This is a genomic window from Mesorhizobium sp. P3_A10 (assembly GCF_056403175.1).
The window spans coordinates 1,363,819-1,387,126 of record NZ_JBFUFZ010000001.1; the positions used below are offsets into that span (position 1 = coordinate 1,363,819).

At 62.2% G+C, this 23,308-nt stretch carries 23 protein-coding genes and 1 tRNA gene; 11 read left to right on the top strand and 13 right to left on the bottom strand.

Annotation, left to right across the window (positions count from 1 at the left end; genetic code table 11):
• The first annotated feature begins 2 nt into the window (after positions 1 to 2).
• The gene (locus tag AC1DXU_RS06585) at positions 3 to 560 is read left to right on the top strand and encodes a TIGR02281 family clan AA aspartic protease (protein WP_477365836.1); all 558 of its coding nucleotides are present in this window, start codon (positions 3 to 5) and stop codon (positions 558 to 560) included.
• A 22-nt stretch (positions 561 to 582) separates the two neighbouring features.
• Here the strand turns inward: AC1DXU_RS06585 and deoA are convergent, their stop codons facing one another.
• Genes deoA through AC1DXU_RS06615 form a run of 6 tightly spaced genes read right to left on the bottom strand, consistent with a single transcriptional unit; the run spans position 583 to position 6,789 of the window.
• The gene (gene deoA / locus AC1DXU_RS06590) at positions 583 to 1,902 is read right to left on the bottom strand and encodes a thymidine phosphorylase (protein ID WP_477365839.1); all 1,320 of its coding nucleotides are present in this window, start codon (positions 1,900 to 1,902) and stop codon (positions 583 to 585) included.
• Positions 1,902 to 2,720, bottom strand: coding sequence for a purine-nucleoside phosphorylase (locus AC1DXU_RS06595; protein ID WP_477365842.1), 819 nt, complete (start codon positions 2,718 to 2,720; stop codon positions 1,902 to 1,904). Before AC1DXU_RS06595 ends, deoA begins: the two co-directional genes overlap by 1 nt.
• A 29-nt stretch (positions 2,721 to 2,749) precedes the next feature.
• The gene (gene cdd / locus AC1DXU_RS06600) at positions 2,750 to 3,142 is read right to left on the bottom strand and encodes a cytidine deaminase (RefSeq protein WP_477365844.1); all 393 of its coding nucleotides are present in this window, start codon (positions 3,140 to 3,142) and stop codon (positions 2,750 to 2,752) included.
• A gap of 5 nt (positions 3,143 to 3,147) precedes the next feature.
• Entirely contained in the window at positions 3,148 to 4,119 is a 972-nt protein-coding gene (locus AC1DXU_RS06605; protein WP_477365846.1) for an ABC transporter permease, read from the bottom strand.
• 1 nt (position 4,120) lies between these two features.
• Entirely contained in the window at positions 4,121 to 5,260 is a 1,140-nt protein-coding gene (locus tag AC1DXU_RS06610; protein ID WP_477365848.1) for an ABC transporter permease, read from the bottom strand.
• Entirely contained in the window at positions 5,257 to 6,789 is a 1,533-nt protein-coding gene (locus AC1DXU_RS06615) for an ABC transporter ATP-binding protein (RefSeq protein ID WP_477365850.1), read from the bottom strand. Before AC1DXU_RS06615 ends, AC1DXU_RS06610 begins: the two co-directional genes overlap by 4 nt.
• Positions 6,790 to 7,007: 218 nt before the next feature.
• On the opposite strand from AC1DXU_RS06615, the gene AC1DXU_RS06620 reads away from it, so the two are divergent.
• A complete protein-coding gene (locus AC1DXU_RS06620; protein WP_477248594.1) occupies positions 7,008 to 7,214 on the top strand; it encodes a SlyX family protein in 207 nt (68 codons plus the stop codon).
• Positions 7,215 to 7,236: 22 nt separating this feature from the next.
• Complete coding sequence (locus AC1DXU_RS06625) at positions 7,237 to 7,641, top strand: hypothetical protein (protein WP_477365853.1); 405 nt, start codon at positions 7,237 to 7,239, stop codon at positions 7,639 to 7,641.
• A 106-nt stretch (positions 7,642 to 7,747) separates the two neighbouring features.
• Here the strand turns inward: AC1DXU_RS06625 and AC1DXU_RS06630 are convergent, their stop codons facing one another.
• The 4 genes from AC1DXU_RS06630 to AC1DXU_RS06645 form a co-directional block, all read right to left on the bottom strand.
• Positions 7,748 to 8,737, bottom strand: coding sequence for a BMP family lipoprotein (locus tag AC1DXU_RS06630; RefSeq protein ID WP_477365856.1), 990 nt, complete (start codon positions 8,735 to 8,737; stop codon positions 7,748 to 7,750).
• A gap of 210 nt (positions 8,738 to 8,947) precedes the next feature.
• Entirely contained in the window at positions 8,948 to 9,613 is a 666-nt protein-coding gene (gene msrA / locus AC1DXU_RS06635) for a peptide-methionine (S)-S-oxide reductase MsrA (RefSeq protein ID WP_477365859.1), read from the bottom strand.
• 58 nt (positions 9,614 to 9,671) lie between these two features.
• On the bottom strand, positions 9,672 to 9,995 hold the full coding sequence (locus tag AC1DXU_RS06640; protein WP_477365863.1) for a hypothetical protein: 324 nt from the start codon (positions 9,993 to 9,995) through the stop codon (positions 9,672 to 9,674).
• Between the two features lie 102 nt (positions 9,996 to 10,097).
• Positions 10,098 to 10,799: a hypothetical protein gene (locus AC1DXU_RS06645; RefSeq protein WP_477365865.1), complete on the bottom strand. Its 702-nt coding sequence runs from the start codon at positions 10,797 to 10,799 to the stop codon at positions 10,098 to 10,100.
• A 370-nt stretch (positions 10,800 to 11,169) separates the two neighbouring features.
• Here AC1DXU_RS06645 and AC1DXU_RS06650 point away from each other — a divergent pair.
• Positions 11,170 to 11,259: transfer RNA gene (locus AC1DXU_RS06650), tRNA-Ser, on the top strand.
• A gap of 1 nt (position 11,260) precedes the next feature.
• On the opposite strand, the gene AC1DXU_RS06655 is transcribed toward AC1DXU_RS06650, so the two are convergent.
• Positions 11,261 to 11,611 carry a hypothetical protein gene (locus AC1DXU_RS06655; protein ID WP_477365868.1) on the bottom strand — a complete coding sequence of 117 codons (351 nt, stop codon included), beginning with the start codon at positions 11,609 to 11,611 and terminating at the stop codon, positions 11,261 to 11,263.
• Between the two features lie 170 nt (positions 11,612 to 11,781).
• Complete coding sequence (locus AC1DXU_RS06660; protein ID WP_031261243.1) at positions 11,782 to 12,222, bottom strand: Lrp/AsnC family transcriptional regulator; 441 nt, start codon at positions 12,220 to 12,222, stop codon at positions 11,782 to 11,784.
• 134 nt (positions 12,223 to 12,356) lie between these two features.
• Between AC1DXU_RS06660 and rocF the strand changes: the two genes are divergently transcribed.
• The 6 genes from rocF (at position 12,357) to AC1DXU_RS06690 (ending at position 20,396) form a co-directional block, all read left to right on the top strand.
• A complete protein-coding gene (gene rocF / locus AC1DXU_RS06665) occupies positions 12,357 to 13,289 on the top strand; it encodes an arginase (RefSeq protein WP_477365871.1) in 933 nt (310 codons plus the stop codon).
• 2 nt (positions 13,290 to 13,291) lie between these two features.
• Entirely contained in the window at positions 13,292 to 14,347 is a 1,056-nt protein-coding gene (locus tag AC1DXU_RS06670; RefSeq protein WP_477365874.1) for an ornithine cyclodeaminase, read from the top strand.
• Between the two features lie 464 nt (positions 14,348 to 14,811).
• Positions 14,812 to 16,260 (top strand): TolC family outer membrane protein, encoded by a 1,449-nt coding sequence (locus AC1DXU_RS06675; RefSeq protein WP_477366061.1) that lies wholly within the window; start codon positions 14,812 to 14,814, stop codon positions 16,258 to 16,260.
• Positions 16,261 to 16,298: 38 nt separating this feature from the next.
• A complete protein-coding gene (locus AC1DXU_RS06680; RefSeq protein WP_477365877.1) occupies positions 16,299 to 18,431 on the top strand; it encodes a type I secretion system permease/ATPase in 2,133 nt (710 codons plus the stop codon).
• 44 nt (positions 18,432 to 18,475) lie between these two features.
• Entirely contained in the window at positions 18,476 to 19,765 is a 1,290-nt protein-coding gene (locus tag AC1DXU_RS06685) for an HlyD family type I secretion periplasmic adaptor subunit (protein WP_477365880.1), read from the top strand.
• Complete coding sequence (locus tag AC1DXU_RS06690; protein WP_477365883.1) at positions 19,755 to 20,396, top strand: ribbon-helix-helix domain-containing protein; 642 nt, start codon at positions 19,755 to 19,757, stop codon at positions 20,394 to 20,396. The genes AC1DXU_RS06685 and AC1DXU_RS06690 overlap by 11 nt, the downstream gene beginning before the upstream one ends.
• A gap of 22 nt (positions 20,397 to 20,418) precedes the next feature.
• Here AC1DXU_RS06690 and AC1DXU_RS06695 read toward each other — a convergent pair whose 3' ends face one another.
• Positions 20,419 to 21,363, bottom strand: a complete 945-nt coding sequence (locus AC1DXU_RS06695) for a transglutaminase-like cysteine peptidase (protein ID WP_477365886.1) — start codon at positions 21,361 to 21,363, stop codon at positions 20,419 to 20,421.
• Positions 21,364 to 21,778: 415 nt separating this feature from the next.
• Here AC1DXU_RS06695 and AC1DXU_RS06700 point away from each other — a divergent pair.
• On the top strand, positions 21,779 to 23,308 hold a 1,530-nt coding region (locus AC1DXU_RS06700), incomplete at its 3' end, for a VCBS domain-containing protein (protein ID WP_477365889.1).

Here is a 23,308-nt window from a genome sequence, read left to right on the forward strand (position 1 = left end):
CCATGCTGCGCACAGTTCTCATCTTTTGCGTGCTTGCCGCGACATCGGTACTGATCCCGTTCGCCTATCAATCGAATCCGCAAATGTTCGACAGTACGCCGAAATCGGCGGCTGAGGCCGAACCGGCGGCTGATCCGCAACTGAAGCTGGCCGCGGCCCCTGACAAGCCGCCAGTGCCACAACCGTTCGGCCGCAAGGTTCTGATCGCCGCGGACGCGCGCGGGCATTTCACCACCTCGTTCAAGCTCAACGGTCGTCAGGTCGACGGCCTGATCGACACCGGCGCCACGCTGGTCGCCATCAACACGTCGACGGCGCGCAGGATCGGCATTTCGCTGAACCAGGCGGATTTCAACCAACAGGTCAACACCGCCAACGGCGTCATCAGGGCTGCCGTGGTGAGCATCGATCGCCTGCAGATCGGCAAGATCACGGTCGAGGACATGCAGGCCGTCGTGCTCGACGACCGGGCGCTGCACACCAACCTGATCGGCATGAGCTTTCTGCAGCGGCTGGAAAAATACCAGGTCGAAGACGGCACGCTGCTGCTCGTCCAGTAAGAGAGAACCTTCCCGCCTCTGCCTACCCGCGCGGCAGGATCCGCCGGATCACGCTCTTGTCCGCCGCCGGCTTCGAAGTTCCGACCACATAGGCCGAAAGCACGGCGGCGGCCGCCGCCTCCGCATCCGCCTCCGTGCGGGCATGGACCAGCGCCAGCGCCTCACCGACCCGCACCTCCGCACCCACCGGCAACAGCCTGGTGATGCCTACGGCATGGTCGATCCTGTCGTCCGGCCGCGTGCGCCCGCCACCGAGGCCGACGACCGCTAGCCCGATGTCGCGGGTGGCAATGCCAGTGACAAAGCCGTTGGCGGTCGCCTTGACCGCGAATTCCGTTGCCGCCTTCGGTAGATATTTTTCCGGCTTCTCGACGAAGTCGGCGGGACCGCCAAGCGCGGCCACCATGCGCGCGAAAATAGCGGCGGCGCGGCCTCCGGCGAGCGTCTCGGCGGCGCGCCGCATGCCGTCCTGGTTGGACGTCACCAGGCCGGCCGACTGCAGCATTTCTGCCGCCAGCGCCAGCGTCACATCCTCCAGCCGCTTGTCACGGACCCGGCCGGTGAGGAAATCCACCGCATTGCGCACCTCGACCGCATTGCCGGCCGCCGACGCCAGCGGCTCGTTCATGCCGGTGATCAGCGCCGAGGCCTTCAGGCCGGCGCCATTGGCGACTTCGACCAGGCTGTTCGCCAGCGCCGTTGCGTCGCGCGACTTCTCCATGAAGGCGCCATTGCCGACCTTGACGTCGAGCACCAGCGACTGCAGGCCGGCGGCGAGTTTCTTCGACAGGATCGAGGCGGTGATCAGCGGCACTGATTCGACCGTTCCCGAGATATCGCGGATCGCATAAAGCCTGCGATCGGCCGGCGCCAGATCGGCGGTCTGGCCGATGATGGCGCAGCCGGTCTCGAGCACCGTCTTGCGGAAGCGCGCAATATCCGGCTGGCTGATATAGCCGGGGATGGCGTCCATCTTGTCCAGCGTGCCGCCGGTATGGCCGAGGCCCCGGCCCGAGATCATCGGCACATAGGCGCCGCAGGCGGCGACGATCGGCGCCAGCATCAGCGAGACATTGTCGCCGACGCCGCCGGTCGAATGCTTGTCGGTGACCGGTCCCGGCAGGTCCGACCAGTCGAGCACATCGCCGGAATCGCGCATGGCAAGCGTCAGCGCCACTGCCTCGTCGCGGCTCATGCCGTTGAAGAACACCGCCATGGCGAAGGCGCCGACCTGGCCGTCCGAGACGGTGCCGGATGTCAGGCCTGCGATGAAGCCGTCAATCTCCTGCGTCGACAGCTTCTGGCCGTCGCGCTTGCGGCGAATAATCTCTTGCGGAAGCATCAGGCCGAGACCTTACTCTCCGGCAGCCCATCCTCGAACACACGCCGGAGGATTGTCGCCAGCCGCGCGCCGCCGATCGGCGCCATGTCCTTGGTTTCCTGATGCGAAAGCTCCGCCCCGGTCATCCCTGCGGCGAGGTTGGTGACCACCGAGCAGGCGGCGACACGCAGGCCGAGGAAGCGGGCGAGAATGACCTCCGGCACGGTCGACATGCCGACCGCATTGGCGCCCATGATGCGCGCCATGCGGATTTCCGCCGGCGTCTCGAAGCACGGTCCGGAAAACCACATATAGACGCCCTTGTGCAGCGCCGTGCCCGTCGCCTTCGCCGCTTTCTCGATCGCCGAGCGAATGCCGGCATCATAGGCTTCGGTAAGACCAACGAAACGACGGTCGCTCGGCTCGCCGATCAATGGATTGGAGCCTGAGAAATTGATGTGGTCGGTGATCAGCATCACCGAGCCCGGCCCCATCTCCGGATCGACCGAACCGGCGGCATTGGTGAGGATCAGCTTGGTGATGCCGATGCCCGCCAGCACTTCCAGCGCCGGCCGCATCGCCGCCGCGTTGCCGTGCTCGTAGTAATGAGCGCGGCCCGACAGCATCAGCACCGGCGTACCGGCGAAAAGCCCCGCCACCACCTCGCCGGCATGGCCGGTGACGCCACTTCTGGGAAAGCCGGGCAAATCCGCATAGGAGATGCGCACCGCATCCTCGACCTGGTCGACAAGACCGCCAAGGCCCGAGCCCAGCACCAGTGCGGTGGTGGGCGCCAACCCATCCAACCTTTCGACGAGATGATCCAGCGCTTCCTTCATTTCAGCCAGCTCTTCATTTCAACAGTTCTTCATTTCAAAATGTCGCCCCGAAAGCCATAGGGCAGCATATCGCCCATGGTCACGGTCTCGACCACGCCGGCATTGTCGCACAGATAGAGTTTTGTTTCCGGCTGACAGAATTCCGCCAGCCTTTGCCGGCAGCCGCCACAGGGCGAGCATTTGCCTATGCGCTCGGCGATCACCGCGATCTCGGTGATCTTGCCGCCGCCACCCATGATGTAGTGGCCAAGCGCCGTGGTTTCGGCGCACCAGCCTTCCGGAAAGGACGCGTTCTCGACATTGGCGCCAACGAAAACCCGGCCGTCCTCGGTGCGCAATGCAGCCCCGACCGGGAATTTCGAATACGGCGCATAGGCCTTGGCCATGGCGGCTTGCGCCGCTTCGAACAGATCATGCGACATTAAATTCAGCGTTCCTTGACGTAGGGCACACCGCCGGCGCGCGGCGGGATGGCCTTGCCGATGAAGCCAGCAAGCAGGATGACGGTGAGGATATAGGGCAGAGCCTGCATGAACTGTACCGGCACCTTGCCGATCAGCGGCAGTGGCGTGCCTTGCAGGCGGATCGCCGCGGCATCGAGGAAGCCGAACAGAAGGCAGGCGAACATGGCATTGACCGGCCTCCACTTGGCAAAGATCAGCGCCGCCAACGCGATATAGCCCTTGCCGGCAGTCATGTCCTTCACGAAGCCGCCATTCTGCACCATCGACAGATAGGCGCCGGCAATGCCGGTCAATATACCGGTGCAGATCAGCGCCCGGTAGCGCAGCCAGGCGACAGAGATACCGGCGGTGTCGACGGCCGCCGGGTTCTCGCCGACCGCGCGCAGGCGCAGGCCGAAGCGGGTGCGAAACAGCACCCACCAGGTAAACGGCACCATCGCGAATGCGAGATAGACCAGGATGGAGTGGCCGGACAGAAGCTCGGCATAGATCGGTCCGAGGATCGGCACGTCGCGGACAGCGTCGGCGCCGGGCAAGGTGATGGCCTCGAAGCGCTCGCCCGGCTGCAGCGCTGGTGTGCGCCCGCCTTGCTGGAACCAGGCTTGGCCGAGGATGATGGTCGAACCCGCGGCAATGAAATTGATCGCAACGCCGGAGACGATCTGGTTGCCACGATGGGTGATCGAGGCAAAGCCGTGAATCATGGCAAAAGCGACCGAGATCATGATGGCCATGCCGAGGCCGAGAAGGGCGGAATGGAAGACCGAGGCAGCAGCGGCACCGGCAAAGGCGCCGACCAGCATCTTGCCTTCCAGCCCGATGTCGAAGACGCCGGCGCGTTCCGAATAGAGGCCGGCGAGACAGGCAAGCAGCAGCGGCACCGACAGGCGTATCGTCGAGTCGAAGATCTGCACGATGGCCATGAACACATCCATCTCAGGCGCCCTTCCCTTTGACCGCTTCGATGCCGACGGATCTCGGGCTGAACGAGGCGAACAGTGCCTGGACATAAGGCCGGAACATATGCTCCAGCGCACCCGCAAACAGGATAACCAGACCCTGGATGATGACGATCATGTCGCGGCTGATCGCCGGCATCTCGAAGGCGAGTTCGGCGCCGCCCTGGTAGAGCATGCCGAACAGGATCGCTGCCAGCACGATGCCGACCGGATGCAGGCGGCCCATCAGCGCCACGGCGATGCCGACAAAGCCGGCGCCGGAGACGAAGTCGATCGCCACATTGTGCTGGTCGCCCATCACCGGATTGAGCGTCATCATGCCGGCCAGCGCGCCCGAGATCATCATCGCGATGATGATGATGCGGGTCTCTGAAATGCCGGCATAGCGCGCTGCCTTCGGGCTGTGGCCATAGGTGCGCATCTCGTAGCCGAGCTTGGTGCGCCAGATCAGCAGCCAGACCAGGAAGGCCATCACCAGCGCCAGCAGGAAGCAGATGTTGAAGGGCGCCGAGCGGATTTTGGCGCCGAACAGTTCGATGATCCAGTTGAGCTTGGGGAGTTCGGCGCCGGCGAGGAAGTTGCGGGTCTGCGGCGCCTGCGAGGCTGCCGGCTTCAACAGCCCGACCAGGAGATAGACCATGATCGACGCGGCGATGAAGTTGAACATGATAGTGGTGATGACGATGTGCGAACCGCGCTTGGCCTGCAGATAGGCCGGGATCAAAGCCCATAGCGCGCCAACCGCAGCTCCGGCGATGATTGCCAGCGGAAAGGTCAGCCACCATGGCAGCACGCTGTCGAAGGTCAGGCAGACCACGGCGACGCCGAGGCCGGCAATGTAGGCTTGGCCCTCGGTGCCGATGTTGAACAGGCCGCAATGCGCGGCCACCGCAACAGACAGGCCGGTGAAGATGAAAGTGGTGGCGTAGAACAGGGTGAAGGCAATGCCGGTTCCCTTGCCGAAGGCGCCTTCGACCAGGATGACGGCGGCGCGGAACGGGTTTTCGCCCACCAACATGACGACGAAGCCGGCAACGATGAAGGCGACCGACAAATTGATCAGCGGGATCAGCCCATAGTCAGCCCAGGCCGGCAGCTTGGCGTAAGGCGTGCTCATTCTGCTGCCTCCTGGTGCTCGACACCCGCCATCAGCAGGCCAAGCTCGCCTTCGGTCGCCTCCGGGCCGCGCTCGCCGACGATACGGCCGGCAAACATCACCAGGATGCGGTCGGACAGCGATCGGATTTCGTCGAGTTCGACCGATACCACCAGCACCGCCTTGCCTTGGTCGCGCATGGCAATCAGCCGCTTGTGGATGAATTCGATGGCGCCGACGTCGACGCCGCGCGTCGGCTGGCCGACGATGAGAACACCCGGGTCTTGTTCCATTTCCCGCGCCAGCACGATCTTCTGCTGGTTGCCGCCGGAGAAGTTCGCTGTCTTCAGGCGCGGATTGCCGGGACGGATGTCGTATTTCTCGATCTTGTCCCTGGCATCGGCCATGATGGCGTCGATGTTGAGGAACGGTCCTTTGAGGTAGCGGGGGTCGTCGTGATAGCCGAGGATGGAATTTTCGTTCTCCTCGAAGGCCAGCACCAACCCGACATGATGGCGATCTTCCGGCACATGGGCCAGCCCACGGTCGCGCAACTCGCCGGGATCGGCGGCCCCGGTCAGGTCTATCGGCTTGCCGTCGAGCATCACTGAACCGGAGACGGCGCGCCTGATGCCCGAAATCGCCTCGAGCAGTTCGGATTGGCCATTGCCGGCAACGCCGGCAATGCCGACGATCTCGCCGGCGCGAATGTCGAAGGAGATGTCGTCGACCATGGTGACGCCGCGTGAATCCTTCACCGTCAGGTTCTTGACCGCCAGCTTGACGCCGCCGGCCTCGGCCTCCCCCTTCTCGACCCGAAGCAGCACGCGCCGCCCGACCATCAGCTCGGCCAGTTCCTCGACCGTGGTCTTGGCTGTCTCGCGCGTCGCCACCATCGTGCCCTGGCGCATGACCGAGACGCTGTCAGTGATGGCCATGATTTCGCGCAATTTGTGGGTGATCAACACCACCGTTTTTCCCTGCTCCTTCAACTGCTTGAGAATGCGGAACAGGTGGTCGGCCTCGGCTGGCGTCAGCACACCCGTTGGCTCGTCGAGGATCAGGATTTCGGCGCCGCGATAAAGCGCCTTGAGGATTTCGACCCGCTGCTGCAGGCCGACCGGCAATTCCTCGATGATCGCATCGGGATCAACTTCGAGCCCGTATTCGCGCTCGAGACGCTCCAGTTCAGAGCGCGCCTTGGCGATACTCTTCTTCAGCAGTGCATCGCTTTCGGCGCCGAGAATGACGTTTTCCAGCACGGAGAAATTGTCAACCAGCATGAAATGCTGGTGCACCATGCCAATGCCGAGCGCGATGGCGTCGTTGGGCGTCTTGATCGACGCCGGCTTGCCGCCGACATGGATCTCGCCGCTGTCGGCCTGGTAGAAGCCATAGAGAATCGACATCAGCGTCGACTTGCCGGCGCCGTTCTCGCCAACGATACCGTGGATGGTGCCGCGGACGATCTCCAGATTGATGTCGCGGTTGGCGCGCACGGCGCCAAAACTCTTGTTGATGCCGATAAGCTCGATTGCGGCTTGCGCCATGCAGCCTGTCCCACTCTTATTTTTTTATCGCTTGGTCAAAACGCCTAGCATGATGCCCCGCCCCTGCCAATCGGCCGAAGCGGTGTTCACTCTCGACAAATCCCTGCGTGCTTGTCAATTTCGAACATGGCCTCGATCTTCACATTCGCTAATATGGCGAATTCGAAACTCGCAGCTTTTGGGGTTGCGTGAGCCAAGACCAGGGATTTTTAGAAATGATCATGCCTGCCGACCGGCTGACGACGCTGGAAATCCGCGCCACCGAGCAGGAGAAGACCATCGACGAACTGTCCGGCCAGATCGCCGAGCAGTGGAAGGTGATCGAGCGCATGCAGCGCAAGCTCGATGCACTGAGCGAACGGTTTCTGGCGCTGGAGGAACAGTCTGCATCCGATGTGCCGGTGACCAAGCCGCCGCATTGGTGAATGGCCTGAGGGGGAGCAAGTGATGGCCGGTGAAAGCGATCGCATCGCCCGGGCCGGCGACTACGTGCTTGGCCTGATGAACGACCGGGACCGCGAGCGCGCCGAGCGCGATCTGGAGATCGATCCCGCCTTTCGCGACGCCGTGTTGCGGATTGCCGAACGCATGCATGTCTTCGACCGCACTGAGGCAACCGGCGCGGAGCCCGACAATCGCTGGCAACTGATCACCCAACGCATCGCCGAACTGCCACAGATGCGCCTGTCCAGCCTCGACAGCAGCGATATGAGACCGCCGGCGGTGATACAGGGTCTCAACCAGCGACCGTACGGCGTCGGCCTGCACGCGCTCGGAGGCCAGCGTGGAACCGTCATCGCCATCGGGCTGATTGCGGCCTTCGCGCTGGGTTACCTCCTGGGAAAGTTTTAGGCAGGCGCTACGCGGCGATGCCTGATGCCTCACGCGACAAAACTTGCCCAAAACAAAACCGCCGGGTTTTCACCCGGCGGTCCGAAACCTTGGTGATCGCTGCCGATCAATACGGGCAGGCGTTGTCGGTGGTGTAGTCGTGCACCTGGACCGTGCCGGCGATGATGTCGGCCTTGGCCTTTTCGACGGCGGCTTTCATCTCGTCGGTGACCAGCGCCTTGTTGTTGTCGTCCATGGCGTAGTCGACGCCGCCCTCCTTGAGGCCGAGATTTTGCACACCGCCCTTGAAGGTGCCGTTCTTGCCGTCCATGAAAGCGGTGTAGACGGCAACGTCGACGCGCTTCAGCATCGAGGTCAGCACCTTGCCGGGCTGCAGGCCGTTCTGGTTGGAATCAACGCCGATGCCGAGCTTGCCGGCATCCGCCGCCGCCTGCAGCACGCCAACGCCGGTGCCACCGGCCGCGGCATAGACCACGTCGGAGCCCTGGTCGATCTGCGTCTTGGCGATCTCGCCGCCCTTGGTCGGATCGTTCCACGCCGCCGGGGTGTCACCGGTCATGTTCTGGATGACTTCGGTCGCACCCGCCGACTTGGCGCCGCCGACATAGCCGCATTCGAACTTGCGGATCAGGGGAATGTCCATGCCGCCGATGAAGCTGACCTTCTTGGACTTCGAGGCCATCGCCGCCATGATGCCGACGAGATAGGAGCCTTCATTCTCCTTGAAGACAAGCGAGCGGACATTGGGCAGATCGACGGCATCGTCGATGATGGCGAAGTTGAGGTCAGGATATTCCTTCGCGACCGCCTTGAGCGCATCCTCCCAGGCAAAGCCGGCCATGACGATCGGGTTGCGGCCGTCCTCGGCGAAGCGGCGCAGGGCCTGCTCGCGCTGCGAAGCGTTGGACACCTCGAACTCGACATAGGCGTTGCCGGTTTCGGTCTTGAACTTTTCGGCGCCGTGAAAGGCAGCCTCGTTGAAGGATTTGTCGAACTTGCCGCCGAGATCGTAGAGGATGGCCGGCTGGACATCCGCGGCGAAAGCCGGAAGAACCATTGCAGTTGCGGCCAGAAGGCCGAGAACGATACGTTTCATGTGATCCACACCCTGTCGGTTATTTTTTCCGTTACGCACCGCATACCGGCCCGGTTCACCGGCAGGCATGCGACGTCAGGCAGGAGTGTATTCCCTCCCGCTCAGGGCCAATCTGGCACGGCCCGAAACAAAATTCACGCGGAATTTTGACCTTTTGGAAAAGCGTGGCGCCGGGACACGGCGCCACAACCAATTCCTTTCGCCAAAGGCCTAAGCGGAGGCGGCGGCCGGAATGGCGCAAGCGACGCCGGTGCCCTTGAGGTTGCAATAACCGTAAGGGTTCTTCGCCAGATATTGCTGGTGGTCCTGCTCGGCGAAATAGAATTCGGGCGCTGCCGCGATCTCGGTGGTGATCTTGCCACGGCCGGCGCCACGCAAGGCGGCTTCGTAAGCGTCGCGTGACGCGATCGCCGCCTGGTGTTGCGCGTCACCAAACGTGTAGATCGCCGAGCGATAGGTGGTGCCGACATCGTTGCCCTGGCGCATGCCTTGCGTCGGGTCGTGGCTTTCCCAGAACAGCTTCAAAAGCTCCGCATAGGACACGATCTTCGGATCATAAACCACGAGCACCACTTCGGCATGGCCGGTGAGGCCGGTGCAGGTTTCCTGATAGGTCGGGTTGGGGGTGACGCCGCCGGCGAAGCCGACCGCCGTGACCCAGACCCCTTCGCGCTGCCAGAACAGGCGCTCCGCGCCCCAGTAGCAGCCGAGCCCGAACAGCGCCGTCTCCAGCCCCTCGGGATAGGGTCCCTTCAGCGGCCGCTTCGAGACGAAATGCCTGGAGGCCGTGGCGATCGCCCTGATACGGCCCGGCAGCGCCTCGGAGGGCTTCGGCAGGTTGAGTTTCTTGTTCAGCATATCGCTGAGAAAAAACATGCGCAGTCTCCCTTTCTCTTAGGCTTGGGGACGCTGGAAACTCATCGCCGACAGATCATCAGTTCGGAGCGAACTGGCCGCCCCGCCGCTGCCGCCTGTAGCCGATCGCATAAAGGATGAAGGCAGCAATCGCGAACACCGCAAAACCGGGCTGGTTGAGCACCCAGGCGATGGCGCTGTCCCACAGCATCGGATTGACCTTGTCGCGAATAAAGCTCTCGAAGGCGCTGCGCGTGTCGGACGAGACGGCAAGCCAGCTGGTGTTGAGCGGGGTCATCACCACCGCCGAAGCCGCTACAGATCGCGTCGCATCCAGCACCGCCATGATGACGGACACCGAAAGCGATATCATTGCCGCGAGACGAAAGATGAAGCGAAACATCCAGACCCTCCCCCGAGGATTTCCCCCTAGACCTGCCAAAGTCTGTAGCGGGAGATAGCCCTTGCGTGCTTTGACCGCAATCGTGACACGCGAATTTGAAAGCTACGCTGCTGCCTTCCGCTTTCGCCTGTGCACCCACCAGACGGCAAACACGCCGCCGGCGATCGCCCCGACAACCAGCCCGGCCAGCCCGATGAACACGGCAAAGTAGCCGCAGGCGCCCTCGAAGCAGCTCATGTCGGTGGTTTCGGCAATCAGCGCGCCTGCGGCAAAACCGACGCCAGCGCCGATTGCGGCGCCGAGGATGATGCCGAGCAAGGCGGCGACGATCGAGACCAGCACTGGCGGGCTTTCGCTTTCGGGATTGGCATAGGTCGTCTCGGCGCCTGCGCCGCGGCGCAACAGATAGATGCAGAGCAGACCGACGGCGATCTCGGCCCCGGTGACGGCCAGCCCTTGGCCTGAGAAGGCGAAATCGGGCACGACCAGCATATAGGCCTGCCTGGCCAGCAGCCACAGGATGGTGGCGACCTGCCAGATGGTGAAATGGCGCGGGAACCGCGCCGAGCGGTTAAAGGCGAGGCCAAGCAGATAAAGTCCCCACAGGATGGTGATGATGCTGGCGGCCAGGCCGCCATAGATGAGATAGAGAACGCTGTCCGGCAGGTCATAGTCGCCAATCACCCGCCATGCGGAAATCAGGCTGTAGGCCGACCAGGCCATGATGAAGACGAGCCATGCCGGCGGGATATAGGAAAGCCCGCTGTCTGGCCGCCTGGCTGGCTGTTGGTTTGTCGATGTCATGTTCGGCCGGTGCCCCCGCAAAGCCTCGCGATCACTCGACAGGCGGCCAGCGACGAAGTCAAGCACGGCAGGCTTTGCGGCCCCGCCTGTGCACATTATTCGGTTGCCGCCGCCACGAGAGGCGTCGGGGCGCGGCATGGCAAAAGACACCAATCCCGGCAAGGAGAATAGAATGCCCGTTATGGCTTGGCATTCGACGCCGGATCGACTAGATGAGCCCCGCACCTGTTGCTTTGACGGCTCAGGGGCGGGGAAAGGGTGTTCGCTGGTTGACGGCGCCCACGGCGCGGAGTTTCCGGCCGGAGTTCCCAAAGGGTGATGCATTTGCCCAACCCGCGCGGCGAAACCGGCCGGCGCGAAATGCTAAGACGGAGAGGTGGCCGAGTGGTTGAAGGCGCACGCCTGGAAAGTGTGTTTACGGGAGACCGTAACGCGGGTTCGAATCCCGCTCTCTCCGCCATCTACCCCATGGAGTGCAAGATGGCCTGCATGTGCTGTTCGAGGTCGAGCTCGCCCCGCGCCTCAACAGTCAGTAGGTACTCGGCCTTGACCTGGCGGTCGCCTCGGCTGGTCGCAGGATAGGAGCAGATGGCCAGCAAGGCTTGCTCTTCGATTCGGTCTGCCATCTTGCGATCGTGCTGGCTGCTGCCCGCTTGATGGACAACTCGATGGAGCGCCGCATAGGCGGCCTCATGGGTTGCGATCAGAGCCTGCAACTCGCGTGACGTGCCCTCCCCTTCAGCAGACGTTGGTTCAACGACAGACGCAACGGCGGCGAACACAAGAAGTGTGCGGCGGGTGACTCCGGACATGCCTCAGATCCTTACCGTCTGATGAGTTCCGGCGTACCATAACACCAGCGCAGCGGTTCGCAGAGGTGCCCTGCAACGAGATCCCATTGACTGCTGACAAATGTCTCTGCTTGTGCAACTGCCCCACGGCACCAAGGCGACTTAACCGTGATCCTTCTGCCCACAAGAGACTAGGTAAGTCGCGCTCGCGTCGTGCGTGGCGTCGCCAGGAGTAGACTGGTTTCGCTGCCCGTAATGCCGGCTATAAGCCGGATGCGCCGCAGCACTGCATCGAAATCGGTCAGCGAGGCGGTCCCGAGCTCGACCACCAGATCCCAGCGGCCATTGGTGGTGTGGATGGTCGAGACTTCCGGGAAGCCACCCAGCGCCCGGACCACGCGGTCGGCGGCATGGCCCTCGATCTCGATGAGCATGATGCCGCGGATGCGCTGATCGACGGCGTCGGCGCGCAACACCACCGTGTAGCCGATGATGTCGCCGGACCGTTCCAGCCGCTCCATACGTGCCCGAACCGTGGCGCGAGAGACGCCGAGATCGACGGCGAGATCCGACACGCTGCGCCGCGCGTCATGGCGCAGCAAGGTCACCAGCCGTTCGTCCAACGCATCCATCGAATCTACCATTTTGATCAGTTCTGCTGCCATTATGATAGATAATGCTTTTCGGATTGCCAATTCTCCCTGTTCATATCGCCGGCTCGCCATGATCTTCTCGCGGCTATCAGGACTTGAACCGCGGGAAAACGATGCGTTGCAAAATCGTCGGGGCGCCAGTGCAGGACGGCGCCGGCAGAATGGGATGCGAAATGGGGCCGAGTGCCCTGAGGACTGCCGGACTGGCTGAAGTGCTGTCCGGCCTCGGTCACGCTGTCGAGGATATGGGCGCCGTCCAGGCGATGCCGGCGAGGCGCATTTCGCACGGCAACCTGGCGCTGAAGGCCCTGCCCGAGGTATCGGCGTGGACATCCGCCATTGCCGAAGCCGCCTACGCGGCGAGCGAGAATGCCATGCCGATCTTTCTTGGCGGCGACCATTCGATCTCAGCCGGGACCGTGTCGGGCCTCGCCCGCCGCGCCGCTGAAACCGGGCGCCCGCTGTTCGTGCTGTGGCTCGACGCCCATCCCGACTTTCACACGCTCGACTCCACCGCCAGCGGCAATCTGCACGGTGTTCCGCTCGCCTACGCCAGCGGCCAGCCGGGCTTTAGCGGCTATTTCCCGGATCTGCCGGCAGCGGTCGATCCCAGGCGCATCTGCACCATGGGCCTGCGCAGTGTCGACCCGGCCGAGCGCAGGGCGCTTAACCAGGCGGGCGTGACCGTGCACGACATGCGCGCCATCGACGAGCATGGCATCGCGCCGCTGCTACGCGCCTTCCTGGCGCGCGTAGCAGCGGAAGGCGGGCTGCTGCATGTCAGTCTCGACGTCGACTTCCTCGACCCGTCGATCGCACCGGCGGTCGGCACCACGGTTCCCGGCGGCGCGACGTTCCGCGAGGCGCATTTGGTGATGGAGATGCTGTCCGACAGCGGCCTCGTCTCCAGCCTGGACCTGGTCGAGTTGAACCCCTTTCTGGACGAGCGTGGCCGCACCGCGACACTGATGGTTGACCTCACCGCCAGCCTGATGGGCCGCCGCATCATGGACCGTCCGACCCGCAGCCATTCCGGGAGCTTTTGATCATGACCACGGCAAAGCTGAACATCGTCCCCTTCGTCAGCGTCGACCGCATGATGAAGCTGGTGATCGCCATCGGCGTCGAGCGCTTCCTGACCGAACTCGCCGGCTACATCGAGGAAGACTTCCGACGCTGGGAGCTTTTCGACAAGACGCCGCGCATCGCCTCGCACAGCCATGATGGCGTCATCGAGCTGATGCCGACCAGCGACGGCAAGATGTACGGCTTCAAATACGTCAACGGCCATCCCAAGAACATGCGCCAGGGTTTGCAGACGGTGACCGCTTTCGGCGTGCTCGCCGATGTCGGCAGCGGCTACCCGATGTTGCTCACCGAAATGACCATCCTGACCGCGCTGCGCACCGCCGCCACATCGGCGGTCGCGGCCAAATATCTGGCGCCGAGCGGCACCCGCACCATGGCCATCATCGGCAACGGTGCCCAGTCGGAATTCCAGGCCATCGCCTTCAAGGCGTTGACCGGCGTCGACCGGCTCAGGCTCTACGACATCGACCGGTCAGCCTCGCTGAAGTGCGCGAAGAACCTGGCCGGCATGGGTTTTGACATCACCATCTGCGAAACCGGGCAGGAAGCGGTCGAAGGTGCCGGGATTATCACGACTGTTACCGCCGACAAGCAGTGCGCCACCATACTCACCGACAACATGGTCGGCTCCGGCGTCCACATCAACGCCGTCGGCGGCGATTGCCCTGGCAAGACCGAACTGCACAAGGACATCTTGCTGCGCTCCGACATTTTCGTCGAGTTCCCGCCGCAGACACGCATCGAGGGCGAGATCCAGCAGCTGGATCCCAACCATCCGGTGACCGAGCTCTGGGAAGTGATCGCCGCCAAGGCGCAAGGCCGCCGAAACGCCAAGCAGATCACGCTGTTCGACTCGGTCGGCTTTGCCATCGAGGATTTTTCGGCGCTACGATATGTGCGCGACCAGCTACAAGCGACCGGCCTATATGAGGAACTCGACTTGCTCGCCGATCCGGATGAGCCACGCGACCTGTTTGGCATGCTGCTGAGGGCGGCTATGCAACCGGCAGCTTGAGGAAGCTCGCCCAAAAGCGGCGCGACCTCGCAAGGCTTGAACACCCGTACCCGGTCGGCGGCGCTCAACCGCAGTGACCGTTCCAGCTTCCAGGCGCCTGGGAAACAGGCTAAAGCTTACCTGCAGCCGCCACCAAGCTGCTGCCGGTCGCGCTTGCGAAGCAATATACACCCAGAAATAGTCAGGCTATTTCGGGAGACTCGCTTATAGGATCGCCTTGTAGCCCTGTTCGCGGATGTTTTCGTTTGCCCTGTTCGAATTCTGATGGCTTTTGCCAGAAACCGCAGCGGGTATTGGTTCTGTGCCATTTTTGCTACATTCCGCAACCTTATTGCTTGAATCCACCTTTTTAGCGGCCTCTAAAATCAATAGGTACTGACATCTTTCGTGAATTTGTGGACAATCACGCTTGGGTTGTAGCGTCTGAAAAAGGGCGCAGCGGGAAAACGTTGGGGTGGAATAAGATGAACACGACAACTATGTCGGCCATATGCAAGCGCCTTGGCCTGCTGACGACGGTTGCCATATTGAGCTGCGGGAGTGCCCATGCGCTCACTCTTAAAGAGGCTATGGCCGTTGCGGTGGAGTCCAATCCCGAGATTGGCCAGGCAATCGAAAACCGCGAAGCAATCGAATTCGAGTTGCGCCAGGCGAAAGGGCTTTATCTGCCCAGCGTCGACCTGGAAGCGTCAGCGGGGGCTCGCCGCCTCGACAATCCGAACAGGCGCTCTCTTTCCATCGAGAACGACACGCTCTATCCAGCTGAAACCGACCTCACGGTTACGCAGACCCTCTACGACAGCGGTGCGAGGCGCGCCGAACTAAACCGCCAGGCCTCGCGCGTCGACGGCGCCTCGTTCCGGGTTCTGGAACGGTCCGAATTCATTGGACTCTCGGTTGTCCAGGATTACCTCGAAGCCATGTTGCAGGCCTCGATCGTCGCCGAGGCGAAGAAGAACCTCGGATTCCATCAGGGAATTCTCGGCGACATCCAGCAAGGCATTGCCGGCGGCGCGCTGAACGAGGCCGATCGTCAGCAGGCTGAGGAGCGGCTCTTCGCCGCCAAAGCCCGTTTGCAGGAAGCCACCGAGGAACTAGAGGCAGCAAAGATCCGGTTCTTCAAGACTGTCGGAAAGCCGCTGACCAGCGCCTCGAGGCCGGGCGATGTGTCCGCCGCGCTGCCGAGATCGCTTGATGAAGCAATCGGGCTGGCACGACAGAACAATCCGCGCGTGCATATGGCCAACAGCGATATCGACGCCGCAGCTTCCCTCGTGGATGCCGCACGGGCAAAATTCGGGCCCTCGATCACCGCCGAAGGTGTCGCCCGGGCAGGATCCGACATCGATGGCAGTGAGGGCGACACGAGCGACCTTCAGGCAAGGGTCGTGCTGCGCTGGAACCTTTATCGCGGCGGCATCGACAAGGCCAACGAGCAAGAACAAATCCGCCGCACCAGCGAGCAGCGCCTTGTCCTGCACCAGGTCCTGCGCGAGATCGAGGAAGCCGTCCGTACTTCATGGGATCGACGCTTCCGGCAGGCCGACCTAGCCAAGACACTGAAGCTTCAGGCTGCCGCCAACGAAAGGCTGGTGGCGTCCTATCGCGAGCAGTTCAAGGTCGGACAGCGCTCGCTGCTCGACGTGCTCGATGCGCAGAACACCCGGTTCAACACAGCGACGCTTGCCGACACCGCGTCCTACGCATCGCTGTTCGCCCAGTACCGACTGCTGGCGGCAACCGGACAGTTGCTGAACACCATGGGCCTTCATCCGGCTAAACAGGCCACCGCCTACGCCAAGGCAGAGTTCAATGCACCGGAAACGGCCGACACCGAAACCTATGCACGCACGCCGTCGGAGCAAAAGAACGATCTGCCTTTTGACATCCTCGCGCCGGTAAGAAAGAAGTAGGAGGGCCCAAGGTCGAACGATAGTCCCGCGGGCAGATCGTGAACCCACAACCCAAAATCCTGTCCCCAAAAGAGGCCTTCAAGGCCTGCTTTTCGGCTGTCGCCGGATATCTCGGCAGGCCGAGCGCGGAGACCGTGCTGTTTGCCGGTGTGCCGCTGTCGGACACGCAAATTGAGATCGATGCCATCCGGCATCTTGCCGAGCGCATCGGCCTCGAAATCACCGAGTTCAGCCATCGCGATTTTCTTCGCGGACGCATAGACCTCCCCGCCATTCTATTTCGCGTCAGCCAATTGCCGGTTGCTCTGCTTGCCGAGACAGCGGACGGTGGATTTACGACCGCTTCCCAGGAAGACGGCCGCACATCCATCAGCAAATCCGAGCTTGCCGGAAGCTATATAAGCGGCGGCGTTTCCTTCTCGATAACCTACGCCAACGCGGTCGAGGGGATGAACGTCGGTTCGGCGGCCAAGATCGAACGGCGACATTGGCTGACGGGAACGATGGCGCCGTTCTGGCGCACCTATTCGAAGGTCGTCCTGTCGGCGGTCTTCATCAATGTGTTGGCCCTCGCCTCGCCGATCTTCACCATGAATGTCTACGACAGGATCTTGCCCAACAAGGCGATTTCGACGCTCTGGGTGCTGTCGATCGGGATCGGCGCGGTCATTCTGTTCGACCTGCTTTTGAAGACAGCCAGGGCATCGCTTATCGACTATGCCGGGCGCAAGGCTGATCTTCGCATCTCCTACATGCTGTTCGAGAAAGTGCTGAACTCGTCTCTGTCGGCACGCCCCGGCTCAACCGGCGAATATGCAAATCGGGTGACGCAGTACGAGTTCGTACGCGAGTTCTTCACGTCGAACACCATCAGCGTCTTCATCGACACGGCATTCGTGTTCGTCTTTCTTCTTGTCATCTATGCGATAGGCGGCTGGCTGGTCATCATACCTGCCCTTGCCTTTGTCGCCTCCGTGATCGTCGGGCTGATCACGCAACGGCGTATCGGCAAACGCGTTGCCGCGTCCATGAACGAAGCTTCGCAACGCCAGGCCCTGCTGGTGGAGTCCATCTCCACGCTGGAGACGATCAAGTCGCTGCGGGCAGAGGCGTACCTTCTGCGAAAGTGGGCCGAGCATTCCAAGAACGCATCCAACACGTCCGAAAAGATAAAGCAGCTTTCGGCTGCCGCCGGCAACATAACGCAGGCCATCCAGCAGCTGGTGACCGTCGCCTTGATCGTGGCCGGCGCCTATGCCTTTTCGGAAGGCCATGTCTCCACCGGCGCCATCATCGGCACCGTCATGCTGGCGGGCCGGGCGGTGGCTCCGCTCGGGCAGATCGCGATCACCTTGTCCAGACTTCGTCAGGCAATGCTCTCCTTGCGAATTGTCAATTCGATCATGGCGCAGCCGGAGGATCGGCCGGACACGGTTGGTTTCGTCAACCGCCCCATTCGCAATGGAGCGATGGCGTTCAGGAATGTCGGTTTTGTCTATCCGGGTTCCGAAAACGAAGTTCTGACCGGCGTGAACTTCTCGGTGAAGCCCGGTGAGCGGATCGGCATCATCGGTCGCATAGGCTCGGGAAAGACGACGATGGGGCGGCTGATCGGCAGGCTCTTTCTGCCGACCTCCGGCGAGCTGCTGCTGGACGGGATCGACATCCGCCAATACCACCCATCGGAGGTTCGTGCGGCGGTCGGTATCGTCGCGCAGGCCAACGATCTGTTTTCCGGCACCATCAAGGAAAATCTCCTGATGGCGTGCCCGGAGGCAACCGATGAACAGATCGTCGAAGCGGCCAAGGCTGCCGGCGTCGACGATTTCGTCTCCCGCCATCCGCGCGGCTATGACATGAATGTCGGCGAGCGCGGCACCAATCTCTCGGGCGGCCAGCGGCAGACAATGGCAATTGCCCGTCTGTTGCTGACCAAACCGAAAATCGTCTTCCTGGACGAACCGTCCGGCTCGATGGATCTGGCTTCCGAGCGCCAGCTGATCAAGCAGCTTAAAGTGGCCTTCGATCGCAGCACGACACTGATCGTTTCGACGCACCGCTTCAGCATGCTAGAGTTGGCTGACCGCCTGATTGTCATCGAGCAGGGCAAGATCGTCGCCGATGGACCGAAAGACCAAGTGATACAGGCGCTGCAGAAAACAAGCGCCTGACAGAACAGACTTGTTGAATACATTCAATACGTTGGGGCGTAAGAATGCTTGCCAGGGAAGACCGCCCGCCGCTTTTCGCGTCGGCGTCGATATTCATCATCGGAGCGCTTTTTGCGAGTTCGGTCGCCTGGGCGTCCTTTGCCGAGGTCGATGAAATCGCGCGCGGCGACGGCAAGATCATACCGGCGTCGAAGACCCAGATCATCCAGGCCAGCGAGCCCGGCGTTGTTCAGGAAATCGCTGTGACGATCGGGCAAATCGTCAAGAAGAACGACCTCATCATTCGCCTCGACAACACCTTCAACACCTCAAGCCTCGGCGAGCAGCAGGCCAAGGCGCGGGCGCTGCAGACGCGCATTGCACGACTCAAATTCGAACAGACCGGCGCTCTCGAGGGCGCGTTTCCCTGCCCGTCCGAGATCCAGAAGGTGGCGCCGGAAATCTGCGACAACGAGCAGAAGCTGCTCATCGCGCGCCGCGACAACTTCGAAGTCAAGCTTTCGGTTCTCAAGTCGCGCCTCGATCAGCGCGAGAAGGAACTGGACGAGGCCAACGCCAATGCCGATCGCCTGACGAAGAATCTGGCCGTCAGCGACCAGGAGGCGAAGCTGGTCGAAGCGATGGTCAAGAAAGGCCTGATGGCGCGAACCGAGCAGCTCCGCGTCGAGCGCGAGCAGACCGAGCTCAATGGCCAGCTGGCACTCGCCGGAGAAACCATCAAGAAAGCCAAGTCGGCCATCACGGAAGCCCAGCTTCAGGTCGATGAACTCGGCTTGCAGCTGCAACAGGAAGCGCTGAGCGATCTGACAGAGGCGCTCGCCGACCTCTCGGTGGTGGACGAGACCATACGCGGCGCCACCGACAAGGTGGCGCGCACCGACATCCGTTCGCCTGTCGACGGTATCGTCAACACGCTCGACATCAACACGGTCGGCGCCTTCGTCCAGCCCGGCGCGGTCGTCGCTGGTATCGTGCCGACCTCCGAGACCCTGCTGGTCGAAGCACGGGTTTCACCGCGAGACGTCGCTTTCATCCGGCCGGGCCAGGACGCGCTGATCAAGGTGACCGCCTATGACTTCTCGATCTTCGGCGGCATCGAAGGCAAGGTCTCGAACATCACCGCCGACAGCCTGGTCGACCAGAAGACCGGCGAACCCTACTATCAGGTGCGCGTCGCCACCGACAAATCGACACTGACACGCGACGGCAAGACCTATTCGATCATCCCCGGCATGATCTGCTCGGTTGACATCAAGACTGGCCGCAAGACGATCCTCACCTACCTTATGAAGCCGATCAACAAGGCGCGTGAGGAGGCGATGAGTGAGCGGTAGCGCGATCTCCCCTCCTGCCGATCGCGACCGGCTGCTGCCACCGCTGGCGGCAGAGGATTTCGGGCTGGAGTTCCGGGTTGTGGCGCGCGGCGGCACGCGCCGCGGCATTCGTCTGGAGCGGGCGTTCTGGACCTCGCTGAAGCAAATGGCCGAAAACCGCAAATGCACGATCGGCATGCTGATCGAAGAGATCGCCGAGAGCCACGCCAACACCGGAAACCTGACATCGGCAATCCGCGTGGCCTGCATGCGTGGGCTGGCCGACGAGAACCTCACCCTACAGAGGCTGGCGTCGATCAAGACCATCAACGCCATTCTGGTCGCCTGTCCCTCACCGGCCTTTGCCCTGTCATCGTCAAAGAAGATCCTGACGTTCAATGCGCCGTTCCAGCAACTAGTACGTCGTCAATTGCCGGTGGCGCCGAACGAGGACGCGCGCCACGACCTCAAGCTGGCGCTGGACCTCAATGTCGCCGACATATTCGTCAGGCTCGATGCCAATGGCGAGACCCCGGTCGCCACCGGTTTCGTCATCGGCGCCGGCGATCGCCGCTACCGAGGCCAACTGAACGCGGTGCGGGCGCCGGTGGTCGAGCCGGAACTGCTGATGGCGTTCGTCTTCGGCGGTTAGAGAAGACAGCCTGAAGGCATACTTACTGCTGCAGACCTTCGCCCGGCGCGACCGTCGAAAGGCCGCCCTTGATATCGGCGATTTGCGCAGAGCCGGTCTTTGCGCCATGGATCCACGCCCGGTCGGTGCTGAACGAATACAGCGGCACGTAGCTCGGCAGATCGCTGTCGCGCGAAACAACATTGCTCAGGCTGTCGAGAATGAAGACGCCGCTGCCGGTGCTGACCGACAGCACGGCATGAAAGAAACCGCGCTTGCGATCCTGCAAGACAACCAGCGACATGCTCTGCGCCGGGATGCCTGCATGCAGCAGCGCGGCCATCTTGAGGATGGCGAAATCCTCGCAGTCCCCTGCCCGCCGCTCGAGGATTTCCGAGGGTTTGGCCCAGTAGTCGAGCTTGCCGTAAACCACGCTGTCCTTCTTGTAGGCGATCGCGCGGTTTATACTTGAGTTGACGAACGACAGCTTGTCGATGAAACGCTTGTCTCGGGCGGCCTCGACGATCCCGGCAAAGGTGCTGTTCTTGCGCTCGCATGCGCTGGCCGCGGTGCACTCGACAATTGCCTTGTAGACGGGCGCCCAGCGCGCTGAAACCGGGAAATTGCGCATCGACAGGGCAACCGAACCGAACACGCCGGGAATGATCGCCGCCGTTTGGATCGGGTCGATCCCGGCGTCGCCCTGCGCGATCGAGGGACCACGCTTTTCATAAGCAGCAACAGGACCATAGCTGCCGAAGACCATGCCGATCCTGTAGGCTGAAACAGGCTGCCAAGGTTGCGGTCGAGCTAGCGAAACGCCGCCGAGGCTAGACGGGGTTTCGACCGCCGCCAGCAGTGCATCGGTACGGCCGACGTCAGCTGCGATGGCGCTCGCGGATGATGGCTGCGGCAGGCTTGCGATGCCCATCGCCAGCAGAAGCAGCTTGAGCCCGGTTATCCCCCGAGCAGATTTTTCTTTTTTCATAACGCCCACCTTTGACTGTGGACGCTACCAACCTTGTCTCAAATTACTGGAAATGAAGGTGGATAAATTTCTCGAAAACAGGATAATCTATTTTGCATAAAATTTTATTCAAATTTATACTTATGTCTACCGGCTCAAATCGACTGCCGGGCATCAAGCGGGCCACGGCTCAGTCAATGTATATCTGGTTATGCGTTCGGGGTTTACCATGCGTAAAAAATGCTGAGATGCGCATATCGGAATATATGAAAGGTATGGCGGGATAGTTGCAAAGCAGGGGCCGTCACTGTCTCTTTCCGGGAAATGCTGGAGGGGTTTGGCTATGACGAACAGTAACGAATTGGACACCGTCTCGAATTCTTGGGATGAGCACTCTGCTCCCCATGAACATGGCGGCTCCCCGGCGCAGGCAGGGATGCAGGTAGCGCAGGCCGCGCAGCCGGCACCTGCCGAGCCCGTACCGGTTGACGTCGGCAGCGGTGCGCCCGTCAAGCAGGATGCACCTGCGGAGGCGAAGGCCCCGGCTGCAGCTGCGCCCCACGAATACGTGGCCGACGCCAGCAACGTGGTAAAGCTTCCGGCCAACGTCTCGATCGACAACATCAAGGTCGACGGCCACAACCTCGTGCTCGAACAGGCTGACGGCTCGGTGATCGTTATCAAGGATGGCGCGCTCAACGTGCCGACCTTCATCATCGGTGACGTCGAGGTTCCTCGCGTTGCCTTGCTGGCAGCGCTTGAAGCAAGTCATGTCGATGTCGCCTTCGGTGCCGATGGTTCGATATCGGCCGGCCCGGGTGGTTCGAACCCAAGTGCAGGCGCAGATTTCTCGGTTCCCCCCGGTGGCATAGGCGACGGGTTTGACCTGTCGGCACTGTTGCCCCCGACGGCTCTGCAATTTGGGCTTCTGGATCGGCGCGAGCTGTTTCCGTCTGTCGTCGACAGGCCGGTTTCCGTGGTGGCCACGTCCTTGCTCACCCCGGACCAGGCGGCCAGCGAAACCGGTATCGACGGCGGCCCGTCACAATCACCCGGCAGCGATGCGCCGAGTAACGCTGAAACCTCTGGCGTCGGAACGATCAGCATCGACGCACCGGATGGTATCGGGTCGATCGTCATCAACGGCGTCACCGTTACCGGCGTCGGCCAGCAGATTGCGGGCGATTTCGGCTATTTGACGATTGTCTCCTACAATCCGACCACGGGTGCTATCGAATACAACTACACGGTGACCGAATCGGTCACTCATCCCCTTCAGGGGGACGGGTTCAATCCCAACGACACGGTTCCGGACAATTTCAGCATCACAGTTACGGATGTCGACGGCGATTCGGCCAGCACCACCTTTGCCGTCGCCATCGTCGACGACGTTCCGACGGCGGTTGCCGACACGGACAGCATCGCCGCGGGCCAGTTCGGCCCCGCGACGGGCAATGTGCTTGTCGGCGGTACGGACGCGATCGACGCGAACACCACGGACGGCGTTGCCGACACCAAGGGCGCCGACGGCGCGACAGTGGTTGGCGTCGAGGCTGGTAACACCAATGCCGCTGTCGACAATGCAGCCACGCTCGGCGTCGAAATCCAGGGCACCTACGGCAAGCTGACGCTCGCTGCCGACGGCACCTACAGCTACGTTCGCGATGCCGGCACGCCCGGTGGCGTCAACGACGTCTTCACCTACACGATCAAGGATGGCGACGGCGACACCTCGCACACCACGCTGACGATTTCGATCGGCGATGGAACGCCGACCGTATCGATCCCGGTAGCGGGCGGCGACGACACGACGGTCTATGAGGCTGGCCTGCCGGCGCGCGCCGGCGAGCCTTCCGGCTCGAACGAGCCTGCGACCTCGGAAACGACCTCGGGTACGATCGGATTCACGTCGCCGGACGGCCTGACGACAGTGTCGCTGGGCGGCCATGTACTGACCGGTGTCCCG

Excerpts from the sequence above, each read along its gene's own strand:
- AC1DXU_RS06655 (WP_477365868.1), bottom strand. The coding sequence starts at position 11,611 with ATGTCCGGAGTCACCCGCCGCACACTTCTTGTGTTCGCCGCCGTTGCG.
- AC1DXU_RS06610 (WP_477365848.1), bottom strand. The coding sequence starts at position 5,260 with ATGAGCACGCCTTACGCCAAGCTGCCGGCCTGGGCTGACTATGGGCTG.
- AC1DXU_RS06630 (WP_477365856.1), bottom strand. The coding sequence starts at position 8,737 with ATGAAACGTATCGTTCTCGGCCTTCTGGCCGCAACTGCAATGGTTCTT.
- AC1DXU_RS06615 (WP_477365850.1), bottom strand. The coding sequence starts at position 6,789 with ATGGCGCAAGCCGCAATCGAGCTTATCGGCATCAACAAGAGTTTTGGC.
- rocF (WP_477365871.1), top strand. The coding sequence starts at position 12,357 with ATGCGTTGCAAAATCGTCGGGGCGCCAGTGCAGGACGGCGCCGGCAGA.
- AC1DXU_RS06685 (WP_477365880.1), top strand. The coding sequence starts at position 18,476 with ATGCTTGCCAGGGAAGACCGCCCGCCGCTTTTCGCGTCGGCGTCGATA.
- AC1DXU_RS06645 (WP_477365865.1), bottom strand. The coding sequence starts at position 10,799 with ATGACATCGACAAACCAACAGCCAGCCAGGCGGCCAGACAGCGGGCTT.
- AC1DXU_RS06670 (WP_477365874.1), top strand. The coding sequence starts at position 13,292 with ATGACCACGGCAAAGCTGAACATCGTCCCCTTCGTCAGCGTCGACCGC.
- msrA (WP_477365859.1), bottom strand. The coding sequence starts at position 9,613 with ATGTTTTTTCTCAGCGATATGCTGAACAAGAAACTCAACCTGCCGAAG.
- AC1DXU_RS06625 (WP_477365853.1), top strand. The coding sequence starts at position 7,237 with ATGGCCGGTGAAAGCGATCGCATCGCCCGGGCCGGCGACTACGTGCTT.
- AC1DXU_RS06605 (WP_477365846.1), bottom strand. The coding sequence starts at position 4,119 with ATGGATGTGTTCATGGCCATCGTGCAGATCTTCGACTCGACGATACGC.
- deoA (WP_477365839.1), bottom strand. The coding sequence starts at position 1,902 with ATGCTTCCGCAAGAGATTATTCGCCGCAAGCGCGACGGCCAGAAGCTG.
- AC1DXU_RS06640 (WP_477365863.1), bottom strand. The coding sequence starts at position 9,995 with ATGTTTCGCTTCATCTTTCGTCTCGCGGCAATGATATCGCTTTCGGTG.
- AC1DXU_RS06585 (WP_477365836.1), top strand. The coding sequence starts at position 3 with ATGCTGCGCACAGTTCTCATCTTTTGCGTGCTTGCCGCGACATCGGTA.
- AC1DXU_RS06675 (WP_477366061.1), top strand. The coding sequence starts at position 14,812 with ATGAACACGACAACTATGTCGGCCATATGCAAGCGCCTTGGCCTGCTG.
- AC1DXU_RS06695 (WP_477365886.1), bottom strand. The coding sequence starts at position 21,363 with ATGAAAAAAGAAAAATCTGCTCGGGGGATAACCGGGCTCAAGCTGCTT.
- AC1DXU_RS06660 (WP_031261243.1), bottom strand. The coding sequence starts at position 12,222 with ATGGATGCGTTGGACGAACGGCTGGTGACCTTGCTGCGCCATGACGCG.
- AC1DXU_RS06595 (WP_477365842.1), bottom strand. The coding sequence starts at position 2,720 with ATGAAGGAAGCGCTGGATCATCTCGTCGAAAGGTTGGATGGGTTGGCG.
- cdd (WP_477365844.1), bottom strand. The coding sequence starts at position 3,142 with ATGTCGCATGATCTGTTCGAAGCGGCGCAAGCCGCCATGGCCAAGGCC.